Annotated in this window: 28 protein-coding genes; 9 read left to right on the top strand and 19 right to left on the bottom strand. The window is 28.1% G+C overall.

The annotated features are described in order from the left end of the window. Positions 1-51: 51 nt before the first annotated feature. The 8 genes from Q0617_RS13340 to Q0617_RS13305 form a co-directional block, all read right to left on the bottom strand. Positions 52-1,242, bottom strand: a complete 1,191-nt coding sequence (locus Q0617_RS13340) for an NnrS family protein (RefSeq protein WP_298753879.1) — start codon at positions 1,240-1,242, stop codon at positions 52-54. A 58-nt stretch (positions 1,243-1,300) separates the two neighbouring features. Next, a complete protein-coding gene (gene prx-suh, locus Q0617_RS13335) occupies positions 1,301-1,825 on the bottom strand; it encodes a thiol peroxidase Prx-SUH (RefSeq protein ID WP_298753878.1) in 525 nt (174 codons plus the stop codon). Positions 1,826-1,915: 90 nt separating this feature from the next. Further along, positions 1,916-2,755, bottom strand: a complete 840-nt coding sequence (locus Q0617_RS13330; protein WP_298753875.1) for a S1-like domain-containing RNA-binding protein — start codon at positions 2,753-2,755, stop codon at positions 1,916-1,918. Positions 2,756-2,803: 48 nt separating this feature from the next. After that, positions 2,804-3,511: a YdcF family protein gene (locus Q0617_RS13325; protein ID WP_298753873.1), complete on the bottom strand. Its 708-nt coding sequence runs from the start codon at positions 3,509-3,511 to the stop codon at positions 2,804-2,806. Next, the gene (gene amrB, locus Q0617_RS13320; RefSeq protein WP_298753869.1) at positions 3,501-4,298 is read right to left on the bottom strand and encodes an AmmeMemoRadiSam system protein B; all 798 of its coding nucleotides are present in this window, start codon (positions 4,296-4,298) and stop codon (positions 3,501-3,503) included. The genes Q0617_RS13325 and amrB overlap by 11 nt, the downstream gene beginning before the upstream one ends. Then, positions 4,295-4,840 (bottom strand): AmmeMemoRadiSam system protein A, encoded by a 546-nt coding sequence (gene amrA, locus Q0617_RS13315; protein ID WP_298753867.1) that lies wholly within the window; start codon positions 4,838-4,840, stop codon positions 4,295-4,297. The genes amrB and amrA overlap by 4 nt, the downstream gene beginning before the upstream one ends. 2 nt (positions 4,841-4,842) lie before the next feature. Next, positions 4,843-5,778: a ferrochelatase gene (hemH, locus tag Q0617_RS13310; RefSeq protein WP_298753865.1), complete on the bottom strand. Its 936-nt coding sequence runs from the start codon at positions 5,776-5,778 to the stop codon at positions 4,843-4,845. Further along, complete coding sequence (locus Q0617_RS13305) at positions 5,771-6,370, bottom strand: ATP-binding cassette domain-containing protein (RefSeq protein WP_298753863.1); 600 nt, start codon at positions 6,368-6,370, stop codon at positions 5,771-5,773. The genes hemH and Q0617_RS13305 overlap by 8 nt, the downstream gene beginning before the upstream one ends. Before the next feature lie 143 nt (positions 6,371-6,513). On the opposite strand from Q0617_RS13305, the gene Q0617_RS13300 reads away from it, so the two are divergent. Next, entirely contained in the window at positions 6,514-6,792 is a 279-nt protein-coding gene (locus tag Q0617_RS13300) for a c-type cytochrome (protein WP_298753860.1), read from the top strand. Between the two features lie 29 nt (positions 6,793-6,821). On the opposite strand, the gene ccoS is transcribed toward Q0617_RS13300, so the two are convergent. Together ccoS and Q0617_RS13290 are read right to left on the bottom strand one after the other, a co-directional pair. Beyond that, a complete protein-coding gene (ccoS, locus tag Q0617_RS13295) occupies positions 6,822-7,046 on the bottom strand; it encodes a cbb3-type cytochrome oxidase assembly protein CcoS (protein ID WP_298753858.1) in 225 nt (74 codons plus the stop codon). Next, the gene (locus tag Q0617_RS13290) at positions 7,047-9,485 is read right to left on the bottom strand and encodes a heavy metal translocating P-type ATPase (protein ID WP_298753856.1); all 2,439 of its coding nucleotides are present in this window, start codon (positions 9,483-9,485) and stop codon (positions 7,047-7,049) included. 98 nt (positions 9,486-9,583) lie between these two features. On the opposite strand from Q0617_RS13290, the gene Q0617_RS13285 reads away from it, so the two are divergent. Further along, positions 9,584-11,203 carry an EAL domain-containing protein gene (locus Q0617_RS13285; protein WP_298753853.1) on the top strand — a complete coding sequence of 540 codons (1,620 nt, stop codon included), beginning with the start codon at positions 9,584-9,586 and terminating at the stop codon, positions 11,201-11,203. On the opposite strand, the gene gmk is transcribed toward Q0617_RS13285, so the two are convergent. The 5 genes from gmk to rpsB form a co-directional block, all read right to left on the bottom strand. After that, positions 11,200-11,814, bottom strand: a complete 615-nt coding sequence (gene gmk, locus Q0617_RS13280; RefSeq protein ID WP_298754786.1) for a guanylate kinase — start codon at positions 11,812-11,814, stop codon at positions 11,200-11,202. The genes Q0617_RS13285 and gmk overlap by 4 nt on opposite strands. A 7-nt stretch (positions 11,815-11,821) precedes the next feature. Further along, positions 11,822-12,616, bottom strand: a complete 795-nt coding sequence (locus Q0617_RS13275; RefSeq protein WP_298753851.1) for a hypothetical protein — start codon at positions 12,614-12,616, stop codon at positions 11,822-11,824. Further along, positions 12,613-13,266 carry an ABC transporter ATP-binding protein gene (locus tag Q0617_RS13270; protein ID WP_298753849.1) on the bottom strand — a complete coding sequence of 218 codons (654 nt, stop codon included), beginning with the start codon at positions 13,264-13,266 and terminating at the stop codon, positions 12,613-12,615. Before Q0617_RS13270 ends, Q0617_RS13275 begins: the two co-directional genes overlap by 4 nt. A 64-nt stretch (positions 13,267-13,330) precedes the next feature. After that, positions 13,331-14,377 (bottom strand): translation elongation factor Ts, encoded by a 1,047-nt coding sequence (gene tsf / locus Q0617_RS13265; RefSeq protein WP_298753847.1) that lies wholly within the window; start codon positions 14,375-14,377, stop codon positions 13,331-13,333. Between the two features lies 1 nt (position 14,378). Then, the gene (rpsB, locus tag Q0617_RS13260) at positions 14,379-15,194 is read right to left on the bottom strand and encodes a 30S ribosomal protein S2 (RefSeq protein ID WP_298753845.1); all 816 of its coding nucleotides are present in this window, start codon (positions 15,192-15,194) and stop codon (positions 14,379-14,381) included. A gap of 205 nt (positions 15,195-15,399) precedes the next feature. Here rpsB and Q0617_RS13255 point away from each other — a divergent pair, with 205 nt between their 5' ends. The 5 genes from Q0617_RS13255 to Q0617_RS13235 are packed head-to-tail and all read left to right on the top strand — an operon-like array spanning position 15,400 to position 19,333. After that, complete coding sequence (locus Q0617_RS13255) at positions 15,400-16,353, top strand: AAA family ATPase (RefSeq protein ID WP_298753844.1); 954 nt, start codon at positions 15,400-15,402, stop codon at positions 16,351-16,353. 3 nt (positions 16,354-16,356) lie between these two features. Next, on the top strand, positions 16,357-17,193 hold the full coding sequence (locus Q0617_RS13250; protein ID WP_298753842.1) for a DUF58 domain-containing protein: 837 nt from the start codon (positions 16,357-16,359) through the stop codon (positions 17,191-17,193). Further along, a complete protein-coding gene (locus Q0617_RS13245; protein ID WP_298753840.1) occupies positions 17,190-17,573 on the top strand; it encodes a hypothetical protein in 384 nt (127 codons plus the stop codon). The genes Q0617_RS13250 and Q0617_RS13245 overlap by 4 nt, the downstream gene beginning before the upstream one ends. Continuing rightward, positions 17,566-18,471 (top strand): VWA domain-containing protein, encoded by a 906-nt coding sequence (locus tag Q0617_RS13240; RefSeq protein ID WP_298753838.1) that lies wholly within the window; start codon positions 17,566-17,568, stop codon positions 18,469-18,471. Before Q0617_RS13245 ends, Q0617_RS13240 begins: the two co-directional genes overlap by 8 nt. A gap of 55 nt (positions 18,472-18,526) precedes the next feature. Continuing rightward, complete coding sequence (locus Q0617_RS13235) at positions 18,527-19,333, top strand: hypothetical protein (protein WP_298753836.1); 807 nt, start codon at positions 18,527-18,529, stop codon at positions 19,331-19,333. Here the strand turns inward: Q0617_RS13235 and Q0617_RS13230 are convergent. The 4 genes from Q0617_RS13230 to ileS form a co-directional block, all read right to left on the bottom strand. After that, positions 19,324-20,601: a UDP-N-acetylmuramoyl-L-alanyl-D-glutamate--2,6-diaminopimelate ligase gene (locus tag Q0617_RS13230; RefSeq protein WP_298753834.1), complete on the bottom strand. Its 1,278-nt coding sequence runs from the start codon at positions 20,599-20,601 to the stop codon at positions 19,324-19,326. The genes Q0617_RS13235 and Q0617_RS13230 overlap by 10 nt on opposite strands. Next, positions 20,582-21,175, bottom strand: a complete 594-nt coding sequence (locus Q0617_RS13225) for a hypothetical protein (RefSeq protein ID WP_298753832.1) — start codon at positions 21,173-21,175, stop codon at positions 20,582-20,584. The genes Q0617_RS13230 and Q0617_RS13225 overlap by 20 nt, the downstream gene beginning before the upstream one ends. Beyond that, the gene (locus Q0617_RS13220) at positions 21,175-21,453 is read right to left on the bottom strand and encodes a NifU family protein (protein ID WP_298753830.1); all 279 of its coding nucleotides are present in this window, start codon (positions 21,451-21,453) and stop codon (positions 21,175-21,177) included. Before Q0617_RS13220 ends, Q0617_RS13225 begins: the two co-directional genes overlap by 1 nt. Positions 21,454-21,578: 125 nt before the next feature. Next, positions 21,579-24,305: an isoleucine--tRNA ligase gene (gene ileS, locus Q0617_RS13215; protein WP_298753828.1), complete on the bottom strand. Its 2,727-nt coding sequence runs from the start codon at positions 24,303-24,305 to the stop codon at positions 21,579-21,581. A gap of 328 nt (positions 24,306-24,633) precedes the next feature. Between ileS and Q0617_RS13210 the strand changes: the two genes are divergently transcribed. Together Q0617_RS13210 and Q0617_RS13205 are read left to right on the top strand one after the other, a co-directional pair. Beyond that, positions 24,634-25,986, top strand: coding sequence for an FAD-dependent oxidoreductase (locus tag Q0617_RS13210; protein WP_298753826.1), 1,353 nt, complete (start codon positions 24,634-24,636; stop codon positions 25,984-25,986). A gap of 200 nt (positions 25,987-26,186) precedes the next feature. Continuing rightward, on the top strand, positions 26,187-26,693 hold the full coding sequence (locus Q0617_RS13205; protein ID WP_298753824.1) for a CinA family protein: 507 nt from the start codon (positions 26,187-26,189) through the stop codon (positions 26,691-26,693). Positions 26,694-26,788 lie beyond the last annotated feature (95 nt).

The raw sequence follows: 26,788 nt of genomic DNA, 5'->3' as shown, positions 1-26,788 counted from the left end.
TTATTTATTTTATTTTAAAAACGTTAAGGATATGTGTAGTTTTTGAAATTACTATTTTCCTTTTAGAAGTATCACAATATATTTTGATGACCAAAGGATAAACAGAAGTAAAAAAGATATTGCACTTAAATTTATAAAAAATAGATAATCAAAAGCAAAATTTATACTATAGGAAGCAAACAATCTCAAAAGTACCACTAATTGAAAAGCTAAATATAAAATAATAGTAAAGTTGTTTGCTGTTGGAATGGCTCCTGAATGTCCTAAAGTAACTCTAGTACCAAAACCTAAAAGAATAGTACAAAAATATCCCAAGGCAAAAACATGAATAATACTCTTTTCAAATACAATTGAACTATCATATAAATAAAGAATTGACTCTATACTTGATAAGAAAAACCCAATAGGAATCCAATACAAAGATAGATATAAAACCCACATGATAGCACTTACTTTTCTTATTGAGATTTTCCATTTGATAAACTCTCTTGTAAAAACAATAAATAAAGCAACATCTACTATAAGATTATATGGTGTTGTTAAAAAAGTTAAAATAAGAACTTTTAAAACCAATAAGATAAATACACTTTCTAAAAGATATTTTGATTTATTGATTTTATATCCTGGTATTTTTGCAGAAGTGAAAAAAGGAACCATTCTTTGGGCAACAGAAAAAATCAGCATAAAAATAAAAAGATAAAATCCACTATTTATTGAAAGTTGTCGCAACTCTTGCGAAATATCTGATTGAATAAATGAACAAATAAATATTAAGTTAAAAAACAATCCAAAAGCAAAAGATATAAGTATCCATTTTGTATCTTTTTTATCTTTCATTGTTGATTTTATATGAATATTGTATAAAAGTTTAAAACTAACTAATTGAATACAAAAAAGAAAAAATGCCGCAAATATATTTAAAATCTCACTTGTAAATATTGATATAAAAAAAAGTGTTGTACCAATAAAATATAAAATAGCTTGTTTCATATAAACATTAGAAGAGATATCAGCTTGAAGCAAAAACTTTGGAAAAACTACAAATAAAAAGCCTAAAAAGAATTGAATAAAAACTATATATATCAAAGCATATGCATGAAATACTTGTAAAGGAACTTTTAAAGTTATAACATTTGAATAGTTTAAAAATAGTGCTAAAATAAAAAGTAGTAAAAAAAGTGTAGCATTTGTAAAAAATACTTGGTGGGGTTGGGATATAAATTTGTTATACCAATTTTTCATAATACAATCTCCTATTAATTTAAGAGATTGTATATTTTTTTTTAATTTAATTCATTGATTAATGACAAGTCCCACAACAAGAAGTAGATGTTACATCTTTGATTGCAGCTAATGCAGCATCATAATTAGGCTCTTCTGTTATCTCTTCACAAATCTCTTTGTAGTTAATAACTCCATTTGAATCAATAACAAAAACAGCTCTACAAGTTGCACCTGCTAATGGTCCATCAGCAATCAATACTCCATATGCATTAGCCAAATCTTTATTTCTAAAATCTGAACCAACCTTTAAGTTTTCAATTCCTTCAGTTGTACAAAATCTTCCCATAGCAAATGGCAAATCCATAGAAACAACTACAACTTCAGCTTCAGTTTTTGCAGCTTCTTCATTGAACTTTCTAGTCTCTGCTGCACATACAGGAGTATCTAATGATGGAACAACAACCACTACTTGTGCTTTATTTCCAACTTCAATTTCAGCTAAATCTTGTCCTACTACATTTACTATTGGAGCTTTATCTCCTACATTTACGTCATTCCCAGCTAAGTTTACTAGGTTTCCTTGTAATTTTGTTGTTGCCATATTCTTCCCTTATTAAAAATTTATTGTGAAATTATAATTAAATAGGATAAAAATTATCTTAATTAGATATTTCAAATATTGTTTTCTTAATTATTTAACTTTTATGCAACTATCTTCCAATATAATTTTTTCTTCTGATATAAGTTTTGTAAGTGCCAATTTAAAAGCTTTTTTACTCATGGCAAAAACTTCTTTAATATCTTCAGCGTCACTTTTATACGTAAAATCTAGTTTACCACTGTTTTGTTTTAAAATTTCTAAAACTCTTTGAGAGTTGTCACTAGATTTTTTTTGTCCAATTTTTTGTAATGATAAATCAAGTTTTCCATCATCTCTTATGTTTTTAATATAGGCTTTTTTTATATCACCAATATTTATATTTTCAAAAATTTCTGTATGAAAAATCATTCCATCATATAAATTATTTACAATAACTTTAAATCCTAATGGAGTTTTAGAATATAAAAGAATCATCACCTCATCATTTTGTTCTAAATCTTTTATCTCTTTTGATAAATATTGAGTAAATTTTTCTGTGGCTATTAATCTTTGTGTTTTTTCATCTTCTATAACTCTTAAAACTTTTCTAGCTCCAACATTGTATGTTGAAGTTTGTTTATTGATTGGTACAAGTAAATCTTTTGGTAGTCCTATATCAACAAAAGCACCAAATTTTGCAGTATCAACAACCTCTAAACAGGCAAATTCATTTTTCATGGCGTATGGTTTAAGTGTAGTTGCCACAAGTCTATCTTCTGAGTCAGTGTAAATAAATACATCAACCAATGAACCTATTTCCATGTCACTTCTAATATATGCGTTTGGTAATAAAACAACCTCTTCATCTAAGGCTTCTAAATATATTCCAGGTTCTGTTAATCTATTAACTTTTAGGGTATTAATTACACCTAATTCAATTTTTTCATTCAAGTTAGTTATTCCGTTTCTTTTAATTTTTGTAAGTATATCTAAATAAAGTCACTTATTTAAAATCGTTTTTATTTTAAACCAAACAAGGCCTAAGTATTCGTGCGTAGCCATACTTACTTTCTTTATATTTCCAATACTTAAATAACTATTAGAACTTTTTTCTTTTACTGTAAATGCAGTTGGCATTGCAATTGGATTTAAGCCTTGTTGTTTAAATATCTCCATTGCCCTTGGCATATGAGAAGCACTTGTAACTAAAATAAAGGGTTTATCTTTTAAAAGCTTTTTTATGGATATTGCCTCTTCTATGGTATCTTTTGGTTTTTCTTGTATAATTATTCTATTCTCGTCAATTCCATAACTTATTAATCTATCTCTTGCTTCAATGGCTTCTGGTATTATATCAATTCCCTCATATCCCGATGTGATTATTTTTGCATCTTTTAATTCTTTACTTAGTTTAATTACTTCATAAGCTCTTCGTTCAAAATCTCCACCAAGTAGTAACACATACTCAACTTTTGAGATATCAATATTTTCTTGATTTTTATATTTATTTTCTAAAGGTGACATTAAAAGGTTTGAAAATATAGAACTTGAAACCAAGAAAAAATATGCTAATCCTATAAATAAAAAGATTTTTGCTTTTTTGTAACTATTAAAAAATAAAAAAATAAATGCCAACAATAATATTAAAAAACCAAAAGTAAAAGGCTCCAAAAAAAATGATATAAACTTCTTTAAACTAAATGCCAATATTCTCTCCTACTAAAAATGAAGCATAGCCAACTACACTTGTTCTATCTTTTGTCATTTCACAACTTGTTTTATACTCTAAAAACTTTATTTCAAAATTAAACTCTTTTGATGTTTCAAGTAAAGCTTTCACTCCAATTATTCCACAAGCTTCACAGCCTTCATCTATTTTTATTAAATCTTTATTTTTTATTGCGTCTATACAAGTTTGATCTAAAATATTTGCTTCTTCTAGTGAATAAAAATGACTTAAATCAGTACTTATAACTACAAAATTATCTTCATCTTTAAAGAGGTCTAATAAAATATTAGATAACTCTTTATAGTCTAGTTTCCCATAAACTATCTCTAAAACTTTTGTATCCAAATAGTTTTTTATAAAGGGCATTTGGGTCTCTGTTGAGTGTTCCATGTGAGCATTTTCATCAAAATCTAAACAGTCATACTTCTTAATCAAGTCTAAACCAAACTCTTTATCAATATTCATATCACCTAAAGGAGTCTCATATTTATCAAATAGACTAACCGAAGCACCACTTAAATAGTGTCTATGTGAAGGGCCTATTACTATTACTCTTTTAGGTTTTAAATCTTTTATTTTACTATAAGCAATATTTGCCACAATTCCTGAATAAATATATCCAGCATGGGGTACAATAATGGCTCTTGCTTTTATATCTAAATTTATCTCTTGTTGATTTTGATTAAAAAATTCAAAATACTTTAAAAGTTCATCTTTTTTATCTGGATAAAAACTTCCAGAATAATTCATCTTGTTCTTTGTCATTTTACCTTTTCTACTTGATACGTAAAAATTTCAGGGAAGTGGGTAAGAGAATCTATATCTAAGCCAGCTTTCAAACTTAGATTTTCAAAAAATTCATCAAAATTTGGAAGTTCATCCCAAACTTGAGGTAAAAAAGTTGCTTTGTTTTGCTCTTGTTTTAAAATCACTCCATCAACATTTGGTCTAATTTTTTCTTTTAATTCATCAATTGAATCATAAATTACCATCTTTGGAATAGTTAAAAGTGAAATTTCAATTTTTACATTTTCAAACTCTTTTTTAGATAAAGGTTGAAACCTAAAATCTCTAAAAGCTGCATTTTGGGCATTTGATATCACATCATCAATTAATTTTTTATCTGGTAATAATGAGCCAATACATCCTCTAAGTCTATCTTCCAATTTCAGTGTTACAAAACAGGCTCTTTGCTCATTTAAAAAATCAAAACTAGCTTCCAAATCAACTCTATCTATTTTTGATTTATTGTAAAGTTCTTCTTCGATTGCATCCTTTGCAATCTTTAAAAGTATAGAATTAGACATTATTACCCCTTTATCAAATCTTTTATTACCTCTATAAACTCATCACTATCATTTACACAACTAACTACCTTATAATCTTTTACACCAATCTCTTTTGCAATCTCTTCATACTCAATATGAAGTTCAAACATTGTTTCAGAGTTATCTACTATAAATGCAATTGGATATATAAGCACATTTTTCTCTTTTAGTTCACTTAATCTATCTTCTAAAGATGGAGTCAACCATTTCAAAGGTCCAACTTTTGATTGATATGCTAGGGAAATAGATTCAAATTCTATTTTCTTTTGTTTTAATATTTCAGATAATATTATTACATGTTCATTAACTTGGTTTTCATAAGGGTCACCTGCATCAACTATTTTTTGAGGTAATCCATGTGCTGAAAAAATAAGATTATAAGCTTTTGTATCTTCTACACTTTTTATTATATCATCTGTGATTTTATCATTAAATTTTTCATTTTTATAAAAAGGGTCTATAATTTTTATACTAAATTCATCTTTCGCAATATCAAAAAAATCTTCTAATGATGACTTGGTAGTTGTAGTTGAATATTGTGGATACAAAGGGAGTAAAACTACCTCTTTTATCCCTTTTTGTCTTAATTGTTGTACACATTTTGGTGCAAAAGGAGGCGTATATCTCATGACTTGAAAAACTTCATAATCTTCAAGTTCATTATTTAGTTTTGATACTAAATCTTCTGTTAATTTATTTAAAGGAGAACATCCGCCAATAGCTTCATAATTTTGCCATGCAGAATTTTTTCTGGTTAATACAATCATAGAGGCTATAAAAGATCTTAAGATATCACTCTTTACTGTTATGATATTTTTATCATTAAACATATTACGTAAAAACATTTCTAGTTCATCTTTGTCTCTTGGACCACCCATATTCAAAAGAACTAAGGCTTTTTTATTGTCATTATTCATCACTTTCCAATTTTATAATTTCATCACTACACCAAGATGCTAAGTGTAAATCATGGGTTATTAAAAGTATTCCATAATTAGGCAAAAATTTCAAGATTAACTTCATAACATCAAGAGCTATTATATTATCTAAAGCAGATGTAGCTTCATCTACCAATAAAAGTTCTGGTTTCATTAGAAGTGCTCGAAGTATTGAACATCTTTGTAGTTGCCCACCACTTAACTCATGGGGTTTTTTTTCAATTAAATCATACTCTAAATTTAACTGTTTTAATAACTCTTTTAATTCAAGCATATCAAGATTTAAAATTACATCACTTATTTGTTCAAGTATAGAGTGTGTAGGGTGAAAAGAGCTATACGGGTCTTGGTATATGGAGGCAATTTTAGAAGAGTTAATCTCTCCTTTTAGTGGTTTTAGATTATTAGTTATAAGTTCAAACAGTGTACTTTTACCACTTCCACTTGAACCTACTATTGCTTTAATTTCTGATTTTTTTAAATCTAAAGAAAAGTTTTCATATATTAATTTATCTTTTTTATATCCAAAGTTTAGCTCTTTTATTTGAAGAACAAAGCCATCATTATCCATTTTATATCCAAAATAATTTATTTATTAACTATATAACAACTAGACTTTATACAAAATTATCTCTATATTAAATAACTAAAATAATCTAAGCTAAAAAAAAGAATTTCTAGGTAAAATTAAGCCTCAAATTATAAGGAGAACAAATGAAAAAAATAGTTTTAGGAACGTTGATTGCTGCTGCTTCACTTATGGCTGCAAATCTTGCTGCATGTGCAGGATGCCATGGTGCAAATTTTGAGAAAGCTGCTTTAGGTAAATCTCAAATCGTAAAAGGTTGGGATGCGGCAAAAATCGAAACTGCTCTTAAAGGTTACAAAGATGGTTCTTATGGTGGAGCAATGAAAGGTGTTATGAAAGGTCAAGTTGCTAGACTTTCTGATGCTGATATCAAAGCTATGGCAGAACAAATCTCTAAATTATAATCATTTGATTATAGCTTCTTAAAAGTAAGTCAATTTTTTGGCTTACTTTTTTTTTCTTCTTTTTGTGACTCTTTTTTATTTTCTCTGTTAATTGCATCATTTAAATCATCTTTTGAATCAAAAAGCAAACCATCCATCATCTTATTACTATCATCAAATTGACCCGTTTTTGCACCCCATATAAACATTCCCAAAATTGCAAATGCGACAATAAGTCCAACAATTAACATCATAAAAAGCGTATCTTCTATCATCTATTTTCCTTTTATTCTAAGTGAATTTGCAACAACAATTAGTGAACTTAAACTCATAGATAAAGCTGCAACTAGTGGTATTACAAATCCTGCCATTGCTAGAGGAATTGTAACTAAATTATATATTAAAGATATTGATAAATTTTGTTTAATAAATTTATAGGTTTTTCGCGAAATTACAAAGGCTTCATTCAAACTTTTTAAAGAGTTATTCAATAATACAATATCCGATACAGCAATTGATATATCTGCTCCATTTCCCATAGCAACTGAAACATTTGCGCTACTAAGTGCAACAGAGTCATTTACTCCGTCCCCAGCCATAATTACGGTGTGCCCTTCACTTTTTAATTTATTTACATACTGGGCTTTTTGTATTGGATTTATATTTGCTACCACACTTTTAATTCCAACTTTTTTAGCAACCTGTTTAGCCACATTTTCATTATCACCAGTTAACATTATCACTTCAATACCATTTTTTATGCTATTTGATACAAATTCACTTGCATACTCTTTTATCTCATCTTTTAATTCAAATGTTGCAATAACTTTTTTATTTATAGCAAATAAATATACGGAATTTTGAGAATCAAATTTATACCTTATTCCAAACTCTTCCATAAGCTTTTGATTTCCACCAAGTATCTCAAACTCTTTTTCATCTACATTTTTATACTTTGCAATCATTCCTTTAGCTTGTAAAGTTTTGATTTCATTTAGGTTCTTTAGAGTTAAATTCTTATAATTATTTTTTAAATACTCTTTTATAGAGATACTAATTGGATGTGATGAACTATCAAGCAATGAATATAGTAAATTTAATTTATGAATATTATCATCCATAACTCTAGCTTTCACTACTGATAGTTTACCGTTTGTTATTGTTCCTGTTTTATCAACTACAAGTTTTGTTGCTCTTGCTAACTCTTCTATAAATTTTGCTTCTTTAAAAAGCAAACCTTTTTTTGCTAATTCAGAGATTCCTATCAAACTTGCTATTGGGGTTGCAAGGGCTAAGGCACAAGGACAAGCAATAACTATAACTGAAATAGCTACTATAAATGATTTTTCAAAATGATTAACTCCATCATAGTCAAAGCCTAAATCTATTCCTAAAAAATACCAAACTAAAAAAGTAAGAATTGATAAACTCAAAATTGCAACAGAAAAGCCTTTTGATATCTCATTTGCTTTATGTTCTATTTTTGGTTTAGAAGCAAGTGAATCTTCTAATAAAGTAACAATAGAGTTCAAGGTAGAGTCTTTAAAAGTTTTGGTAACTCTATACTGTACTAAAGAGTCTTGGTTTAAAGTTCCTGATAAAACAACATCATCTATTGTTTTATAAATAGGAGTTGATTCTCCGGAAATAGATGATTCATCAAAAGAACTTTCTCCTGTTACTATTACTCCATCTACTGATGCTTTGTCCCCAGTTTTTAATTCAACTATATCTCCAAGGCAGATATCTTCAACAGCTACTTCAACTCTTTTGCCATCTTTTATAACTATAGCCTCAAGTGGTATTTGGCTTTTTATAGTATCTAAAGTATCTACAGCTGATTTTTTACCAATTACTTCAAGATACTTTCCAACCAATACAAAAGTAATAATCATACTTACTGAGTCAAAATAACTTTCACCTTTTGCACCAAAAAGTATAAAAAGAGAATAAATATATGTGAATGTTGCCCCTGAACTAACTAAAAAATCCATATTTAATATACGGTTTTTCAAGCCATAATAAGCGCCCCTGTAAAAAATCCATCCACTATAAAACAACACAGGAGTTGATAATATAAACTCTCCTATATGAATAAGATGCTTAACTTCAGGAGTAATTCCAGTAAAAAAACCCGTATATTTTGCAACAGAAAGCATCATTATATTCATTGTTGCAAATACAGCAACCATCATTCTTATAAAGTAATCTCTTTTTGCTTGAGATGCTTTTTCATCAGCAATTTTAGAGTTATAAGCAAAAGCGTTATAACCTATACTTCTAATTTTTTCAATTATCTTTGAAAGAGCAATTTTTTCACTATCCCAAATAATTTTTGCTTTATTATTAGTAAAATTAATATTAGCATCGATTATACCATCAGTATTAAATAAAACTTTTTCATTTAGCCAAATACAAGCAGCACAATGAATTCCTTCAATAATTAAATCAACCTCTTTATATCCATCATCATTTGAAGATACATATATTTTTTCAAAACTTTGAGTATCAAATTTATTTAAGTCACTATTTACTTCAATGGGAGGTTGTATTGTTTTATTTCCCAATTTATCATAAAAAGAATCAAGGTTTTCGTCTTGTAAAAGATGATATACACCCTGACACCCTTTACAACAAAAATTTAGAGTTTGTTCTTTTATCATAACACTCTCATCAAACTCTAAATGACAGTGATTACATTTTACTTTTGACACCCAAGTATTCCTAAAGTCTATATTTTTAATTTTTTTATGCTACTATTTAGATATAATATAATTTACATTATATCCTATAATTTTTGGAGTTTTGATTAATGATTAATAATATTTCAATTTTGAAAAATATTACAATACTATATGCTGAAGATGAAAAATCTCTTAGAGATATAACTCTAAATATTTTAAAAGGTTTTACAAATAAGCAGTTTGTTGCAGAAAATGGACTTGAAGGACTAGAACTTTTCAAGGCACATGAGGAAGAAATCGATTTAATTATTACAGATGTTAATATGCCACAAATGAATGGCTTAGACATGATTAAAGAGATTAAAAAGATAAACTCAAACATTCCAATAATTGTGGCAACAGCTTTTTCAAATACTGAGTATTTGCTTGAAGCTATTGATATTGGAGTTGATAAATATATCTTAAAACCAATAGATATGAAAAAACTTTTACAAGTAATGAGCCAGTCTCTTTTATATCATGAGTTAAAAGATTTATATATTGATAAACTAACAAGGCTTCCAAACAGAAATAAACTAAAAAAAGATTTAGAATTAACAGCTCAAGATTTGATGGCACTTATCAATATTGATAAGTTTTCAACTATCAATGATCTTTTTGGTGAAGATAATGGTAATAAACTTCTTATAGAGTTTTCTATGATAATAAAACAATTTTTTGCATCAGAAGATTATAGAGTTTATAGAATAGAATCAGATAAGTTTGCGGTTGTAGCAAAAGATTATGCTATGGATATAAAAGCTTTTGAAGCTCTTTGTGAAAAGTTTGCAAATCATATAGAAGAAAATGCTATTTTCATAGAAGAAAATGAAATAGATTTAAATGTAACTATTGGTATTGCATGTGCAGATAACAAGTTAGCTTACAAATATACAGAGCGTGTTATAAACTATGCTAGAAAAAGATTTGAACAAATTTTAGTTTATGATAATTCTTTTAATATCCAAGAATCTTTTGAGGATAATATCAAATGGGTAAAAGAGGTAAAAAAAGGTTTAAAAGAGGGCCTTTTTGTTGCTTTTTATCAACCAATAGTTGATACAAAAACTCAAGAAATATATAAATATGAAGCACTTATTAGATACATAAATGACCAAGGTGAAGTAATTGCTCCAATCAAATTTTTAGATATTGCAAAAAAAGCTAAACTTTACTCTTATATTATAGAGATTATGCTTTTAGAAGCCATTGGACTTATTAAAGAACAAGGTAAAAGAGTTGCCGTTAATATCTCTTTTGATGATATAACAAATAATAAAACAACTAAAAAGATTTATGATACATTAGAAGAAAATAAAGCTTATACTCACCTTCTAGAGTTTGAAATTCTAGAATCAGAAGAGATAAATAACTTTGATACGGTTACAACATTTATTGATAAAGTTAAATCTTTAGGTTGTAGTGTTGGTGTTGATGACTTTGGGGCTGGATATTCTAACTTTAACATGCTTACAAATTTAAATATTGATTTTGTTAAGATTGATGGTTCACTTATCAAAAAAATCGATACTTCTAAAAACCAACAAATTATTGTAGAAACAATTGCAGATTTCTCTAGAAAATTTGGATTTAAAACTGTGGCTGAGTTTGTTTCATCAGAAGAGATTTATGAAAAAATCAAAGAGCTAGATATTGATTACTGCCAAGGTTACCATTTTGGAAAACCTGAAGCTAAAGATAAGATTTAACCTATCCAACTCTCATATAATTTAGAATCAAAAAGTTTACTTTTGATTCTTGTTACATTTGCAATTCCTACTAGCTGTTTACTTGCTGTATCTAAATCATCATTTACTATAAAATAATCATACTTTTGGAAATATTTTATCTCATGTTTTGCATTTTCAACTCTATTATCAATAATATCTTGAGAGTCTGTATTTCTATTTTGTAATCTATTTTTTAATTCATTCAATGAAGGAGTTGTAATAAAAACTGAAGTAGTTATATCATTTAGTTTTTTTCTTACTATTTCATGTCCTTGTACATCAATATCAAAAATTACAAGTTTCCCTTCTGCTAAAGCTTCTTTAATAGGTTTTAAAGATGTTCCATAATAGTTTCCATGAACTTCTGCCCACTCTAAAAAATGTCCAGCTTGAATATCTTCTAAAAAATCCTCTTTTTTAGCGAAAAAATAATCAACACCATCTTTTTCTCCCTCTCTTGGAGCTCTTGTTGTTGTAGAAATAGAAAAGTAATAATCATCTATATCTTTATAAACCTCTTTTAAAAGTGTTGATTTACCACATCCACTAGGTCCTGATATTGTTAAAATAGCACCTTTTTTTTCATTTATCAATTTATTAGCCTTTGTTGATTGATAATCTTAAATCTATAACCTCACCTTGTGATAATCTATCAATAATTGATTGGTTACACTTTGTTAGTAATGGTCTTAATTCATCTATATTATATTTATTTAGTAAAAGTTCATATGGTTCGTTATGATTTAAATCAAATTCATACTCTTTTACTTCACCTAAGGCATCATCAATAATTTGTGAAAGATCTTTCCAATCTGTCTCACTCATTTCTGATTCATCCACAAACTCTTTTTGGAATCTTGCTTGTAAATTATCATCATTTAGTATTGAATTGATTTTTCCTAGTTCACTTTTATCTAAGATACCACCATTTTTTAATGCAGCTATTGAAATAATACTTTCATCACCCTCATCTTCAATATCATAAGCAATATCATCTGCTAAGGTTTCTATATAGTCTGAGATTCCTTCAATATCATCATCATGAGAAAATTTATTTTTACTATCTCGTTCTTGTTTTGCTTCTTCTTTTATATTATCTATTTGCTCTGATAAAATAGTATATAAATCATGTGGTAAAAATGGTCTTGAAATTAAAAAGTCTCTTGACTTATCAAAAGGAAGTTCTTCATTAGAAATTGCACCAATTTTTGATGCCATTTGTTTGATAATATTAAATTTCTCATCAACCAAATCTTGGTCAACAACAATAAAGTCATAATTTTTACTAATGCCTGTATTATCTTGTACAAATAGTTTTATTTCAAGTTTAGTACATATTAAATCAAAAATTTTAACTACCATATTAGTTTTTGTAATCAACAGTAATGTCACTTAATCTCCTGTAATTCCAAATCGACTAGTTTATAAACTTTATCACATTTAAAAGCAATATCTTCTTCATGTGTAACAAGAACTAATCCAGCATCATTAGATTTTATATATTCAAATAAGGTATTCATCACATCATGTGCAGTATCTTTATCTAAATTTCCTGTTGGTTCATCAGCAAAAATTATTTTAGGTTTTTTTGTTAAAACCCTAGCAATAGATAATCTTTGCTGTTGACCACCACTTAATTCACCAATACCTTGATGTAAAACATGACTTATACCTAACTTTTCTAAAAGGTTATCATCTATAGTTTCATCACTTAAAAATTGTGCAATTTGCAAATTTTCACTTGCAGTAAATCCTCTAAAAAGATAATGTGCTTGAAATATTATACCAAAATCTCCTCTTCTTATCTTTAAAAGGTTTTTATTTTTTATTGTATAAATATTTTTATTATCAAAAATTACTTCACCAATATTTGGTTTTAAAAGAGATGAGATAATATTTAGTAAAGTAGACTTTCCACTTCCACTTTTTCCAATAATTGCAATTGATTCTTTTTTATTTAGAGTAAGATTTATATTATTAAAAAGTTCATAATCAAATTTATGAGAGATGTTTTTAGCATGTAGTATAGGCTGGTCGTTCATTTTTCTCCAGTCTTAAATAAAAAGAGGTAAACCCCTCTTTTTATTAATTTCTTAATAATATTTATTAAGCCATTTGTGCAGCAACTTCAGCTGCGAAATCTTCTTCTTTTTTCTCGATACCTTCACCAAGTTCAAATCTAACATACTCAACAATTTCAATTGACTCATCACAAGCTTTAATAGCTTGCTCAACTGTCATTGAATCATCCATAACGTAAGTTTGAGATAATAGTGCATATGTTTTATCTAATTGAGTATTATCTTCAATCCATCTAGCAATTTTACCTTTAACGATGTTTCCAATAATTTTCTCTGGTTTACCTTCTGCAATTAATTCCTCTTTCATTTTAGCTTCAGCAGCTGCAATAGCTTCATCAGTTAATTGAACTTGAGAAACAAATTCAGGGATATTTTTAAGAGGTTTTCCAAGTCTTACTAACTCTTCATTTAACTTTTCAATATCAGCAATAATTGCTTTGTTTTCAGATTCTATAAACTCTGCATCTAAATCTTTATAAGAAATAACAGTTGGTTTCATAGAAGCTGCATGCATAGCAACTTTTTTTAATATATCTTTAGTTTTATCTTTTGCACCATCAGCACAAGTTGCAGCTAACATAACTCCAACTTTACCTAAGTGAACATAACCATTAACAACACCATTATCAGAAGATATAGTTGCCATTTTTCTAGTTACGATATTTTCACCAATTGTTGCAATTTTACTATTTAAATACTCTTCAAAGTTTACACCATTGATAGTAGTTTTTAATAATTCTTCTTTTTCATTACAACCTTCAGCTTGTACATGAGCAGTAACATCATTTACTAAAGCAATAAATTGATCATTTTTAGCAACGAAGTCAGTTTGAGAATTGATTTCTGTCATAGTAGCTTTAGTTGCATCATCATTAACTAAAATAGTGATTAAACCTTCTGCTGCTACATTTCCAGCTTTTTTAGCAGCTTTTGCTAAACCAGATTCTCTTAAGTATTTCATTGCTTCGTCAATGTTTCCATCACACTCATTTAATGCAGTTTTACAATCAAGCATACCTGCACCAGATTTTTCTCTTAATTCTTTTATTAATTTAGGAGTTGCGCCAGCCATCTTATGCTTCCTTTGTTGTTTCTACTGCTTCTGCTTCAACTTCAGTTTCACCTTCAGCTACTGCTTCTGCAACAACTTCAGCTACTTCTTCAGTAGATAGCTCTTCTTCTACGTCTGCAACATCACCGTTAGCTTCTGCATATGCAGCTTTACCTTCGTTCATTGCAGCAGCCATTTCTTTACAAAATAGTTGAATTGATCTAATTGCATCATCATTACCTGGAATTGGCCAATCAACTACATCTGGATCACAGTTTGTATCTAAAGGAGCAACAACTGTAATTCCTAATCTTCTTGCTTCTTGAATAGCAATTTTTTCTTTAACTGCATCAAGTACAAACATCATATCAGGGATTTTAGTCATATCTTTGATACCACCAAGATATAATTCTAATTTTTCTTCTTTTCTTGAAAGCATTAAAGCTTCTTTTTTAGTTAAAAGATCTAGTTGACCTTCTTCTCTCATTTTTTTAATAATTTCTAATTTTCTAATTGATTTTTTAATTGTTCCGTAGTTTGTTAACATCCCACCTAACCATCTATGGTTAACGTAAGGCATACCACAAGAGATAGCAGCATCTTTAACCGCTTGACTAGCTTGTTTTTTAGTACCAACGAACATCATTGTTTGACCTTCAGCAGCAGCATCTCTAATAAGAGTATATGTGTATCTGAAGTATCTTAACGTTTTTTGTAAATCTATAATATAGATATTTTTTCTTACACCAAAAATATATTTTTTCATTTTTGGATTCCATCTTCTCGTTTGGTGTCCGAAGTGTACACCACATTCTAATAGGTCTTTCATTGTAACCATGTTTTTTCCTTGTTTATGTTTTATTTGGGTTTAGCCTCTGTGCCCCTTAATGCCAAGTTAAAATTAACTTGTCACAACCCAGACCAGGATTGACACATGTGAGGTTTCTATAAAAATAGAACCGTGATTCTATCTAAGTAACCTTTAATATTTTATTAAATGAATTTAGATAAAATCTTCCAATGATTTAAAAAGGAAATTTTAAATGGATTATTTAGAAAAAATCAATGAGATAAAAAAAGAGTTATCCAAATCTATTATTGGTCAAGAGAACATGGTAGATGCCTTAATAATTGCTCTTTTATGTGATGGTCACGTTTTACTAGAAGGTGTTCCAGGACTTGCAAAAACAACTGCAGTAAAAGCCTTATCCAAGTGCTTAAGTCTTAATTTTAAACGGGTTCAATTTACTCCTGATTTAATTCCATCAGATATTATTGGTGCCCAAATATTTAATATGAAAACAGCAGAGTTTAGTATAAAAAAAGGTCCTATTTTTACAAATCTTCTTTTAGCAGATGAGATAAACAGAGCTCCTGCTAAAGTTCAATCTGCACTTTTAGAAGTTATGCAAGAAAAACAGATAACTATTGCCGATGAAACATATAACCTAGAGCTTCCATTTTTAGTACTTGCTACTCAAAACCCAATAGAATCACAAGGTGCTTATGAGTTACCTGAAGCTCAACTTGATAGATTTATGTATAAAATTTTACTTGATTATAATTCAAAAGAACAAGAGTTTGAAATAGCAAAAAAAGTAACTTTAAGCACTTTTGAAACTCCAAGTGTTGTAGCTAGCAAAGAGGATTTAGATAAGCTCAAAAAAGCAGTTGTTGATGTTCATATTGATGAAGAGTTAGAACAATATATTGTAAATCTTATTTTTGCCACAAGAGAACCTGAAAAATATGGATTAGATGATATAAAAGATTATATTCAATTTGGAGCAAGTCCAAGGGCAACAATAGATATGTTTAAAGCTAGTAAAGCAAAAGCTTTTATACGAGGTAATGATCACGTTACTCCAATAGATATTGCATTGGTGTTTAAAGATATAGTAAGACATAGAATTGTTTTATCCTATGAAGCACAAGCTATGGATATATCAAGTGATTATATTTTACAAAAAGTACTTCAAAAAGTAGATATTCCATAAGATATGAATAAAAATTTAAAAAAGATTTTAATCAAAACAAAAAAACAGGTCTTTACAGAAATTTCTGGAAATAATAGTTCAAACCTAAAAGGTGAAGGTTATGATTTTTTAGAGTTACGAGAGTATGAATTTGGCGAAGATATTAAAAATATTGATTGGACAATAAGTGCTAAAATGAATACTGCTTATGTAAAAGTTTTTCATGCTCAAAAAGAGCTCAATATTAATATAATTCCATTGCTAAGTGGAAGTATGATTTTTGGAACTAAAAAATCAAAACAGGAGTTAGTAACTGAAGTTTGTTCGATTTTGGGATATTCAAGTATCAAACAAACAGACCCCTTCTCTTCTTTTATAATAAATGAGACTTTTGAAAATATTACTAAAAGAAGTAAGAAATTGTCAAGTGTTGCAAATATGTGTCAAAAAGTATTTGATTATAATCCTTTAGGAAAATCTATTAATTATAAACATCTTCATGAGGATTCATTTAAATTAATCAAAATGAAATCTATACTATTTTTAATAGGAGATTTTATAGAAATAGCAAATTTAGATTTGAGAGTTTTAGCAAAAAGACATGAAATATTTGTAATTATTGTTAGGGATATATTTGAAGAAAATCCACAAAAACTAGGAAATAGCAGTTTTGTTGATACAAACAGTGGCCTAAGATTTGATGGAGTTATTGATAAATCTTCTATTAATAACTATAAAGCATTTATCAAAAAAAATGACCATGATTTATTTAATCATCTTCAAAAATGTAATATAAAATTTACTAAAATATATACCCATGAAGAACCTATTTCAAAAATTGCAAGTTTGGTTGGAAAATGAATGAATTAAAAATAAATGGAATAAAAGCTTTAGAGACTATTCCTGATATCTCTTTTTATCTTTTTATACTTCTAATAGGAGTTTCTTTAATTCTTATATTTTCTTTTATATATTTATTATATAAATATTTCAAAAGCAAAAATAATCCTAGAAAAAGATATTACAAAAGATTGGAAAATCTTGATTTAAATAATACAAAAAATGCCGCTTATGAAATTACAAAATATGTTAAAAAACTTGCAAAAAGCCATAGGGAAATCAAATTGGCAGAAGAGCTAATAAGTGAATTAGAAGAATATAAATATAAAAAAGATGTAAAAAAATTTGATAATACTATATATCAAAAATATGAACTCTTTATGGAAAATGTAGATGTTTGATAATTTTAGTTTTGAGTATCCTTGGTTTTTATGTCTAATATTTTTATTTATTTTTTGTGATATCTATTGTAAGGCACAAAATCCTGCTTACTATTTTGTTCATCTTAAAATATTCAAAAACTCCTCCTCAAATAAAAATACTTTAATTTATATTATTAAGTATTTAGCCATTATTTTTTCTCTTATTGCCCTTGCTTCACCAATAAAAATCCTAGATAGACAACTTTTAAAAAAAGATGGTATAAATATAATTTTAGACTTAGATACTAGTGGTTCTATGAGAGAGCGAGGCTTTAATAAAGCTAATATAAACCAAAATAGATGGAATGTAGTAAACAGTGTAGTACAAGACTTTATTGAAAAACGAATTAATGATAACATTGGACTTGTAGTATTTGGAAGTTCTGTATTAACAGCTTCGCCACTTAGTTTTGACAAAAATTCACAAAAAGAGATAATTAAGTATATTGATATTGGAATAGTAGGTGAACAAACAGCTATGTTTGACTCTCTTGCCACATCTATAAATATATTAAAGAATAAAAAAGCAAAATCAAATATTATAATTCTACTAACAGATGGGGAAGATACTGCAAGTAAAATTCCACTTCAAATTGTTAATAAACTTGCAGTAAAATATAATATAAAAATATATACTATTGGTATAGGTGAATCAAATAGACAAATTTTAAATTTCATTTCCCAAGAAACAGGAGCAAAATCTTTTGTTGCAAATTCAAAAGAAGATTTAATTGAAGTCTATGAGAGTATAAATACATTAGAAAAATCAGATATAGACGATAATATTTTATTATTAAAAGAGTATCTATTCTTTTATCCTCTATTTATGGGAATAATATTTTTAATTTTCTATATTTACCTAAAAAACAAAGATTAACTTGAATTTTAAAACAATTTAGCTTATAATATTAAAAACTTGAAAAAGAAGATATATGAATAAAGAAGAATTAATTGACTTGCTAAAGAAAAGTTCCCAAGAGAGCTTAAATGAAGCAAGTACAGTTGAAGAAGAAATACCAGAAGAAGAAGTTACTCCAAAAAAAACTGAACCAGAAGTTAAAGAGAGTAAAAGTGGCTTTAAATTTTTATACATAATTTTAATACTTATGGCAATAATCAGCTATTTATTAATTTCACAAAATCAAAAAGAAAATGCCCAAAAAGCAACTCTTATATTTGAAGACTTACCAAAAGATATACAGGCAAACTATGTTACAAAAGAAGAACTTTCAAATAATATTCAAGCAAAAGAAGATGAAATTAATTTAATTGTAAAACAACTTAAAGAAGAGTTATCAGTACTCAATGAAAAGTTTGAATTAGCAAATATCGAAAAAAATGAAATAAGAGTTGACGCACAAAAAAATAGACCTAATAGATATGATGCAACTGGATGTTATGCAGAGACAGAAGGAACTTATGAATTTTATAATTCATGTACAGACAGAATCAATAAGTTTTTAGAGAAAAATAAAAATGCAACTTCTTTTCAAATAATTCCAGTAGTTGATATAAAAGATAAAGTTTATATCAAAGATATAATTTCAAATATAAAAGATAAAGATATTGATAAAAAACCTTTAAAAGATTATCTAATGGAAGGATTATCAAGAAAAAGAGTTTTAGAGGCATCTTGGCACGTGAAGAAACAACTAGGAAAAGAAGCTATTATTACTTATGTAAATTATATTGCTGACACAGCTGATAAAAGAGGTTTTACTATAAGAGCTTATAGATAAGAGTTGATAACCTCTTTGTCACAAAAGGGGAGTTTCTGGTCATATATGATTTGATACTCTTCATCCCCTTTTCCTAAAACTAAAATAACACTATTTTTAGTATATAAATCAATAGCTTTTTTTATCGCAAGCTTTCTATTTATCTCAACTTCCACTTTTGATTTATCGCTAATACCTCTTAAAATATCTTCAATAATTAAATCTGGGTCTTCAAATCTTGGATTATCACTAGTTACTATGATATGTTTTGCATAATTTTGTGCAACTTTTCCCATAAGTGGACGTTTATCTTTGTCCCTATCTCCCCCTGCACCAAATACTACTATAATATCTTTATGTCCAAAACTTCCTAATACCTCTTTCATACCATCAGGAGTATGGGCAAAGTCAACTATAATATATGGATTTAAACTAAGAGTTTCCATTCTTCCTGAAACTCCTGCGAAGTTTTCAACAGCCTCACAGATTTCATTTAAAGATTTTTTTGTAGTCATATGAACAGCTGCTATTGCAGCGGTTAAATTGTATACATTAAATATACCCATCATCATAGAAGTAAAACTCTCTACTTTTTCAAAGTTTTGTAAAGCAACATGCATACCATCTTTAAAAGAGTATGCTTGAACTTTATATGTTGATGGCTCATCTAATCCATAAGTTAAACAATTTTTAGGATTGAATTTAGCTTTTTTTTCATCTTTATTAATTAGCTTTTTACTCTCATCATCAAAAAAAGAGTTTTTAACATTTATATACTCTTCTATGGTTTTGTGATAATCAAGATGGTCTCTTGTAATATTTGTAAGAATTTTAAGTTCAAAAGTTAAACCCTCTATTCTCTTTTGCTCTATTGCATGGGAACTAACTTCCATAACAAAAAAATCACAATGATTTTCTATAGCTTTTTGTACATGAGCAAAGTTTCCAAGTTGAACAGGAGTAGTTAAAGAGTACTCTTCTACTCTTTGTTCGTTTATAAAAAAGCCCCTAGTTCCTTGAAGAGCAACTTTATAACCTAAGTCTAAAAGTATAGAATAAATAGCAGCTGCTGTGGTAGTTTTACCATTTGTACCTGTTATTCCAATAACTTTTATTGATGAAAAGTCACAATGATTTTTTAAATCTTCTGATTTAATAAACTCTTTACATCCATTTTTTTTAGCATCTTCTATAAAAATTTTATTTTGTTTTGAATAAACAAAGGCAGAATTTTCATCTGCCTCTTTAGAATTATCTGTATATATTTTGTTATTTATGACTAGTTGCAAGTTTTTTTTCTTCTAGCATTTTATAAAGCTCTTCAATTTTTGAATCATATGCAAAATATTCATTAAACCCCTCAAGGTATGAATAAGCTGTTGTATTAAAATCATTTTCTATAAGTTTTGTTACAAAATCAAAAAAATCATCTTTTGAATCTATTGCAACTTTTGTAGAAAACATTATATCTTCAAAAGCAACTCGAAAAGAGCCTCTTGATTGAATTAAAACTTTGAAATCATCATATTTAATAGCATCAAGTGAATCAACTGTTGAGTTTGTAAGATCTTTTAATATATCCATCATTTTATCAATATCACCATCATATGCATCTATTACCTTGTGTACATAGGCAATTGCTTCTTCTATATTTTGATCTTTTGCAACTGTAAAATAATCAAATAAAGATAATGCTTTGTCAACATCTTCACTTGCTACATCACAAAAAAGAGCATAAATTGGATATTCTTTATTATATTTAAATACTGATGTTAATTGAGCATAAATAAACATAGCTTTATCGAATTCTTTATTTAAAAAATAGCTATTTGCATCATTTAATAATTTTTTTTCATTTATCATTATAGCTCCTCTAATCGATTTTCCATCCCTGTTTCTACATTTATTATAATCAAATCAGGATGAATTGCTGCTTTTAATTCTTTTTCAACCACATATTTTAAGGTACTTCCACTTGCACTACAGCCAACACAAGCACCTTGTAGTTGAACATAGACTTTCCCATCTTTAATATCTAATAATGACATAGCTCCACCATCTTTTGCAAGCATAGGCGCTATTTTATTATCAATGATATTTTTAACAACGGGAAGTAAATCTTCATCACTAAATGGCATCATTTAAAAACCTTTTATTTTTCTATTCTTCTCTTTACAAGAAATATTCCAATAGCTGTCAGAACGACTATTACTCCTATTGTAATAAATATTGTAGAGAGTGTAACTTCTTGTTCAAACATAAATGCTTAACCTAGAACTTCATCACATCTAGCGCAGAGTTTATCTTCACTTTGTGATTTAAACTTCCAACATCTAGGACATTTTGCATTTTTCGCTTTATATGCTTCAAAAACTATTCCATCTATTTCAAAACTTATTAATGCTGTCTCTTCTTTTGAATCTAAAATTGCACTTACTAAAAACCAATCTTCAGCTTCAATAGAAGGCAAAGCAAGTACATCATTAGAATTTGTATAAATATCAAGTTCTAAAGTAGATTTTATTATTTTATCTTTTTTTAGTTTATCTACTGATTCAGAAAACTTCTCTTTAACTTTTATTAAATTTTCTTCGTTAAGCTTACTTTCAACTTCAGGTAAATCAAATTTAACTAAATCAAATACATCACTTACATCATCTTTTAATATTTTAGGTGAATACTCTAGTAACTCATCTACTGTATAAGTAAGAATTGGTGCCAATACTAATAATAGTTTTTTAGCAATCAATGCCATTGCTGTTTGAGCAGAAGTTCTATGAATATCATTTTTATTATCACAGTATAATCTATCTTTACAAATATCTAAATATACTCCTGACAAATCCACAACTAAAAAATTATTTAACTTATTTAAGCCTTTTGAAAATTCATAGATTTTAAATGCATCATCAATTTCATCAAAAACTTTTTTTGCTTTTGCAATTATCCATTTATCTAAAATACCAAAATCTTTTACATCAACTAAAGCTTCTAAGTCATTGATATTTGCTAATAAGAATCTTGCTGTATTTCTTATCTTTCTATACTGCTCAGCCATCTGTTTTAAAATATTATCAGAAATCTTTAAGTCACTTTGATAATCACTCATTGCAACCCAAAGTCTTAAAATCTCACTTCCATACTGTTTTAAAACTTTATCAGGAGCAACTACGTTACCCTTTGACTTAGACATTTTTTCACCCTTTTCATCAACAGTGAATCCATGTGTTAAAATCGATTTATAAGGAGCTATCTCACTTGAAGCTAGTGTAGTTAAAAGTGAAGATTGGAACCAACCTCTATGTTGGTCACTTCCTTCTAGATACATATCAGCTGGAAAAGTTCCTGCATCATAATTTCTAGATCTTAAAACTGCATTTTGAGTAGAACCAGAATCAAACCAAACATCTAAAATGTCAGTTGTTTTTTCTAAATCATCTGGATTTAAACCACTTCCTGGATATAACAATTCATTGATTTCTAAATCATACCAAGCATCACAACCTTTTTGCTCGAAAATCATAGCTGTATAATTTAATACTTTTTCGTCAAATACTATTTCATCAGTCTTTTTATTTCTAAAAAATGCAATTGGAACACCCCAATCTCTTTGTCTAGAAATACACCAATCAGGACGCCCATCAAGCATAGATTTTAATCTATTTCTTCCCCACTCAGGATAGAAAGTTAAATCTTCCACAACTTTAAGTGCATTTTCTCTTAACGTTTTATTCTCTTTTCCATAATTATCATCTATTGATATAAACCATTGTTTTGTTGCTCTAAAGATAATAGGGGTATGTGTTCTCCAACAATGTGGATAAGAGTGTCTAATATCAACTCTTTTTAATAGTGCATCACCCAACTCTTCAAGGATAAGTTCATTTGCTTTAAATACATTTAGTCCTAAGTATTTTTCCGTATCTCTAAATAGTTTTTCTCTATTAATTGTTTCATCATACTTTCCATATGCATCCACTGGCATAATTACATCTAAATCATATCTTAGACCTACTTTATAATCATCCTCACCATGACCAGGTGCAGTATGTACAGCCCCAGAACCTGAGTCCATCATTACATGTTCACCTAATATAACTTTAGATTTTCTATCATTTAAAGGATTAATTGCAAATGTATTTTCTAAATCATTTGGATTAATTGTTTTTACAACTTCACCAGATATAACTTCATTTTCAACTAATGAGTTATATAGTTTTTTTGCAACAATAAATTTATCACTTGTCAAGACATACTCTTCTTCGCCATTAAGCGAGATACCAGTATTTGCAGGAAGTGTCCATGGAGTTGTTGTCCAAATAATTAGACTTGCATCCATTTCTTCATGTTTAAATGCAACATAAATTGATGGTGAAGTTTTATCTTCATATTCAACTTCAGCTTCAGCTAAGGCAGTTTGAGCAGCCCAAGACCAATATACTGGTTTAGACCGTTGCACAAGAAGTCCTTGTTTTGCAATAGCACAAAGTTCTCTATAAATATTTGCTTCAAATTTAAAGTCCATAGTTAAATAAGGTTTATCCCAATCGGCGATAATACCTAATTCTTTAAACTCACCTCTTTGAATATCAACAAATTTAGTTGCATGATCACGACAAAGTTGTCTTAACTTTGACTTTGGAAGTTCTTTTTTCTTTGTACTTCCTATTTTTTCTTCAACTTTTTGCTCAATTGGTAAACCATGACAATCCCAACCTGGAACATATCTAATTGACTTTCCATCAAAATAGTGAAATTTATTAATTATATCTTTTAATATTTTATTTAATGCATGACCAATATGAATATGACCATTTGCATAGGGAGGACCATCATGTAGAGTAAAAGTTTCAGCTCCAACTCTGTTCTCTTTCATTCTGTCATAAACTTTTTGCTCATCCCACTTTTTATATTTTATTGGTTCGTTGTTTGGAAGATTTCCTCTCATTGGAAAATCTGTTTTTGGAAGTAATATACTCTCTTTGTAATCCATATTATAATTACCTTATTTCTTAAAATTGGGTGATTATATCTAAAGATAATTTAATATAAAGTTATCATCAAAATTTGCATATAAATAATTTATTAAATAGATTATATTCTAAAACACATGATGTACAATAATTGTACATTGTCTTAGGTTTTTTACTCATATTAACCTTTTTTTGTTTCTAATGTACACATTTGAGACAAATTATTATCTATATTATGTTACTAAATAGAATAATTTTTCACATCTGAATAAATTTACTTTATATTACAGAGAATCTTTTTGTTAACTATGATATTATTTTGCTATATTTTATTATGGGGAATTGAACATGAATAATAAGCATTATGACATATTAGTTGTAGGTGGTGGAATTTCGGGTGCAGCGACATTCTATGAATTTGCAAAATATACAAATATAAAAAGTATTTGTATGCTTGAAAAATATGAAAGTTTAGCAACTCTAAACTCTAAAGGTACAAGTAACTCACAAACTATCCATGTAGGTGATATTGAAACTAACTATACGTTAGATAAAGCAAAAATCACTAAAAGAACAGCAAAAATGATAGAAAAGTTTTGTCTTCAATATAATTTACAAGACAAAGTAATGTTCAAACATCAAAAAATGGCTTTAGGTGTTGGAGAAAAAGAAGTTGAGTTTATTAAAAATAGATATAACGAGTTTAAAGAACTATTTCCATATTTAGAACTTTGGGATAAAGAACAATTAAAAGAGTTAGAGCCATTATTAGTTTATGCAGATAAAGACAAAAAAGTAGAAAGACCAGAACCTATTGTTGCAATGGGTGCAAGAGACGAATATACAACTGTTGATTTTGGTGCTATGACTCAAGAGTTAGCAAAAGCAGGACAAAAAGCAGATCCAGAAAAAATCACAGATATTTATTATAATTCAGAAGCTGAATATATTGAAAAAATTGGTGATAAATTTAAAGTAAGTACAATGGACGGATCAGTATATACAGCTGATTTTGTTATTGTAAATGCTGGTGCTCACTCTTTATTTCTAGCTCATAAGATGGGTTATGGTAAAGATATGGGTTCTTTATCAATGGCCGGAAGCTTTTATATTACAAATAACAAATACTTAAATGGAAAAGTTTATATGGTACAAAATCCAAAACTTCCATTTGCTGCACTTCATGGAGACCCTGATATTTTATGTGATGGAAAAACAAGATTTGGACCAACAGCACTTGCACTATTAGTATTAGAGAGATATAAAGGTGGGAAATCATTCTTCCAATGTCTAAAAACTATGAATTTTGATGGAAGCATTATGAAAATTATGTGGGATTTAATTAAAGATAGTGAAATTAGAAACTATGTATTTAAAAACTTCTTATTTGAAGTTCCAGGAATCAATAAAGGTCTATTTGTAAAAGATGCTAAAAAAATTGTTCCTTCTTTAACTCCAGATGATTTAGAGTATGCTAAAGGATTTGGTGGAGTAAGACCACAAGTATTAAATAAAACAGAGAAAAAACTAATGCTTGGAGAAGCTTCTATTAACCCAGGTAATGGAATCATATTCAACATGACTCCAAGTCCAGGAGCAACTTCATGTTTAGGTAATGCAGAAAGAGATATAAGATATATTGTTGATTATTTAGGTCTAGAATTTGATGAAAAACAATTTTTAGCTGATTTAACTGAATAATATTAGCTATTAATCTAGTTTAAAAGAGTATGAGTTTTCTCATACTCTTTTTTTTTATACCAAGAAGAACTCGTTCTTCACTTTAGGATTTTTCAAAGAGAGTGCAAAAGGTTTCTTTAGTTGGAATTTACTTCCAACGATAAAAGAAATCATAAGATTAGAGTCCCTTTTTAAATGGGACATTTAAAAAGGAGCTTAATATGTTTGATGATATATTTAATGATGATGATATGATTAAGATGCAGGACTTACTTTTTAAACACAATAAATCAATAACTTGTGCAGAATCTTGCACAGGAGGATTAGTTGCATCTTTAATAACAAGAATTTCTGGTTCATCAAATATTTTTAATGGAAGCATAGTTTCCTATTCAAATGAAATAAAAAATCAAGAGTTAAATGTATCAAATAAAACTCTAGAAAATTTTGGAGCAGTTTCAGTTGAAACTGTTAAGGAAATGTTAAGTGGAGTTCTAAAGAAATTTGATGCAGATTATGCAATTGCAATTTCAGGAGTGGCTGGGCCAAATGGTGGAACAAAAAACAAACCTGTAGGATGCGTAGTTATCGGTTTTATGGACTCTTTAGGGGTTCAAGATATAGATATTTTTCAGTTTTTTGGTACTAGGGAAGAAATCCAAATTCAAGCTGCAAAAAGCTCTTTGAAAAAAATTTCAAAATTTTTGCAAAAAACCCTTGACAAATAAGGTAAAATTTCTTATAATTCCACTCCATTTTAATTAAGACGACCCGTTAGCTCAGCTGGTAGAGCATCTCCCTTTTAAGGAGGTGGCCAATGGTT

The organism is uncultured Arcobacter sp., from assembly GCF_937982575.1.
Classification (GTDB): Bacteria; Campylobacterota; Campylobacteria; order Campylobacterales; family Arcobacteraceae; genus Arcobacter.
Note: the sequence above shows the minus strand (reverse complement) of the source record. Positions and strands in the feature narration are given on the sequence as shown.

What these genes read in the sequence shown, in the direction of transcription:
- Q0617_RS13340 (WP_298753879.1), bottom strand. Translation starts at nt 1,242, where the DNA reads ATGAAAAATTGGTATAACAAATTTATATCCCAACCCCACCAAGTATTT.
- prx-suh (WP_298753878.1), bottom strand. Translation starts at nt 1,825, where the DNA reads ATGGCAACAACAAAATTACAAGGAAACCTAGTAAACTTAGCTGGGAAT.
- amrB (WP_298753869.1), bottom strand. Translation starts at nt 4,298, where the DNA reads ATGACAAAGAACAAGATGAATTATTCTGGAAGTTTTTATCCAGATAAA.
- amrA (WP_298753867.1), bottom strand. Translation starts at nt 4,840, where the DNA reads ATGTCTAATTCTATACTTTTAAAGATTGCAAAGGATGCAATCGAAGAA.
- hemH (WP_298753865.1), bottom strand. Translation starts at nt 5,778, where the DNA reads ATGAATAATGACAATAAAAAAGCCTTAGTTCTTTTGAATATGGGTGGT.
- Q0617_RS13305 (WP_298753863.1), bottom strand. Translation starts at nt 6,370, where the DNA reads ATGGATAATGATGGCTTTGTTCTTCAAATAAAAGAGCTAAACTTTGGA.
- Q0617_RS13300 (WP_298753860.1), top strand. Translation starts at nt 6,514, where the DNA reads ATGAAAAAAATAGTTTTAGGAACGTTGATTGCTGCTGCTTCACTTATG.
- ccoS (WP_298753858.1), bottom strand. Translation starts at nt 7,046, where the DNA reads ATGATAGAAGATACGCTTTTTATGATGTTAATTGTTGGACTTATTGTC.
- Q0617_RS13285 (WP_298753853.1), top strand. Translation starts at nt 9,584, where the DNA reads ATGATTAATAATATTTCAATTTTGAAAAATATTACAATACTATATGCT.
- Q0617_RS13270 (WP_298753849.1), bottom strand. Translation starts at nt 13,266, where the DNA reads ATGAACGACCAGCCTATACTACATGCTAAAAACATCTCTCATAAATTT.
- tsf (WP_298753847.1), bottom strand. Translation starts at nt 14,377, where the DNA reads ATGGCTGGCGCAACTCCTAAATTAATAAAAGAATTAAGAGAAAAATCT.
- rpsB (WP_298753845.1), bottom strand. Translation starts at nt 15,194, where the DNA reads ATGGTTACAATGAAAGACCTATTAGAATGTGGTGTACACTTCGGACAC.
- Q0617_RS13255 (WP_298753844.1), top strand. Translation starts at nt 15,400, where the DNA reads ATGGATTATTTAGAAAAAATCAATGAGATAAAAAAAGAGTTATCCAAA.
- Q0617_RS13250 (WP_298753842.1), top strand. Translation starts at nt 16,357, where the DNA reads ATGAATAAAAATTTAAAAAAGATTTTAATCAAAACAAAAAAACAGGTC.
- Q0617_RS13245 (WP_298753840.1), top strand. Translation starts at nt 17,190, where the DNA reads ATGAATGAATTAAAAATAAATGGAATAAAAGCTTTAGAGACTATTCCT.
- Q0617_RS13240 (WP_298753838.1), top strand. Translation starts at nt 17,566, where the DNA reads ATGTTTGATAATTTTAGTTTTGAGTATCCTTGGTTTTTATGTCTAATA.
- Q0617_RS13235 (WP_298753836.1), top strand. Translation starts at nt 18,527, where the DNA reads ATGAATAAAGAAGAATTAATTGACTTGCTAAAGAAAAGTTCCCAAGAG.
- Q0617_RS13225 (WP_298753832.1), bottom strand. Translation starts at nt 21,175, where the DNA reads ATGATAAATGAAAAAAAATTATTAAATGATGCAAATAGCTATTTTTTA.
- Q0617_RS13220 (WP_298753830.1), bottom strand. Translation starts at nt 21,453, where the DNA reads ATGATGCCATTTAGTGATGAAGATTTACTTCCCGTTGTTAAAAATATC.
- ileS (WP_298753828.1), bottom strand. Translation starts at nt 24,305, where the DNA reads ATGGATTACAAAGAGAGTATATTACTTCCAAAAACAGATTTTCCAATG.
- Q0617_RS13210 (WP_298753826.1), top strand. Translation starts at nt 24,634, where the DNA reads ATGAATAATAAGCATTATGACATATTAGTTGTAGGTGGTGGAATTTCG.
- Q0617_RS13205 (WP_298753824.1), top strand. Translation starts at nt 26,187, where the DNA reads ATGTTTGATGATATATTTAATGATGATGATATGATTAAGATGCAGGAC.